The organism is Actinomadura sp. NBRC 104412, assembly GCF_030269515.1.
In the GTDB taxonomy this organism is placed as follows: Bacteria; Actinomycetota; Actinomycetes; order Streptosporangiales; family Streptosporangiaceae; genus Spirillospora.
In genome coordinates this window covers 1-270 of the sequence record NZ_BSTM01000118.1, presented here as the reverse complement: position 1 = coordinate 270, position 270 = coordinate 1, and the positions used below count along the sequence as shown (strand labels likewise).

Sequence of the window (270 nt, the reverse complement as noted above, 5' to 3'; positions counted from 1 at the left end):
CAACCGGCCGACTCGACGACACGAACACCCCGGACAAGTCTTCTGCGTCCTCACGGCCGGCGTACTCGACATCGAGAACACCACCCCAATACGCGACACTCTCCTCGACCCCGCAACCACCAGGACTTACCGCGCCCGTGACGTTCTGCAGGCTGCCGAACCAGCGGTCCGGAACCACAGCACCAGCCCGGGACGCGGAATAGACCTCGGCGACACGGCGAACGAACAAAGAAACGCCATAACCATCAACCAGCAGGATGTTGGTCACAA

The 270-nt window shown here is 61.9% G+C and carries 1 protein-coding gene; it reads right to left on the bottom strand.

The window, feature by feature from the left end; translation table 11 throughout:
* Positions 1-270 (bottom strand): hypothetical protein (locus QSK21_RS35985; protein WP_285702229.1); only part of this gene is annotated, 270 nt, incomplete at both ends.